Source organism: Pseudomonas sp. WS 5412, from assembly GCF_012985615.1.
GTDB classification, from domain to species: domain Bacteria; phylum Pseudomonadota; class Gammaproteobacteria; order Pseudomonadales; family Pseudomonadaceae; genus Aquipseudomonas; species Aquipseudomonas shahriarae.
Genome location: NZ_JAARMB010000059.1, coordinates 1 through 1,232, shown reverse-complemented (window position 1 = coordinate 1,232; position 1,232 = coordinate 1). Strand labels below are relative to the sequence as shown.

1 pseudogene is annotated in these 1,232 nt (G+C 62.5%); it reads right to left on the bottom strand.

The features are described 5' to 3' along the window. Window positions 1-1,232 (bottom strand): annotated as a pseudogene (locus HBR94_RS28345) (RHS repeat protein); the annotation flags it as partial.

Sequence of the window (1,232 nt, the reverse complement as noted above, 5' to 3'; positions counted from 1 at the left end):
CCTTCCAGCAAGGCCAGCGGCCTGAAGCTATCAGGCTCGTAGAGATAGCTGCGATGCTGCCCCGCCGTGTGCTCGGCGATGACTTTGTCGCCTTGCCAGAAAAACTCGGTGGTCTTGCCATTGATCACTTTAGCGATGCGCCGCCCAAACGGGTCATAGCGATAACTGGCCTGGCTGCCGTCCGGTTGCGTCACGCCGATCAGGCGGTGCTGGCAGTCGTAGCGGTATTCGGTGACCAACTGCTGCGCGCGGCCACGGCGTTCGCGTATGAGGTTTCCGAAGGCGTCGTAGTCGTAATGCCGGTCGCCTTGCAGTAACAGGCGGTTGCCGACGACGATGCCGGGGCCTGGGCGGTCTTGCATCAGCAGGTTGTTCGCCGGGTCGTGGGCGAAGCGTTCGGTAGGATCCTGGGAATGGTCGGCGCGGGTCAGGCGGTCGAGGGGGTCGTAGTGGTAGTCGTGCTGGCCCTTGCGGGTGTCGAGCAGGCGGGTGAGGTTGCCGCTGTTGTCATAGGTGTAGCGGCGAAGGCCGTGGCGGTGTTCGTGTAGGGCCAGGCGGCCCTGGTCGTCGTAGTGGTAGTGGCTCAGCAGTTGGCCCTGCTGGCGCTGGTGTTCGCGGCCTGCTTTGAACAGGTGCGAGCTGAGTGTCCGGCCATTCAGGTCGATAGTGGCAAGGTGGCCGCCCTTGTCGTGGTTGAAGGTCAGACGGTTGTTGTCCGGCAGGCGCAGGGTTTCGAGTTGGCCGCAGTGGTCGTAGCCATAACGCAGGGTGCCCCAGCCTTGGTGCTCGGCGGTCAGGCGGCTTTGCGCGTCGTATTCGTAATGCAGCGGCCAGTGGCCGTCGTCGACGCTAAGCAGATTGCCGAGACGGTCGTAGGTGTAATCCACCGTGCTGCCATCGGGCAGGGTTTTTCGGACGAGGCGGCCGGCGTTATCGCGCTGGTAGGTGGTAACCAACTGACGGTCATCGTCGCCAAACTCGGTTTTTTCCTGCAGGTGGCCGTTGAGGTCGTAGACGTAGGCGGTGCGTTGGCCGTCGAAGCCGGTTTCCTGCTGGATCAGGCCGTTAGCGTGGTACTCCAGTTGATAGCGCTCACCTGCCTCGTTTTCGATCTCGGTCAGCAGCAGGCGGGTGTTGTCGTAGCGGTACTTGAGTTGAGAGCCATCGGGGTTGATCCGGCGACTGATCAGGTGCAAGCCATCGGCATATTCATACCGGGTCACACGCCCCAG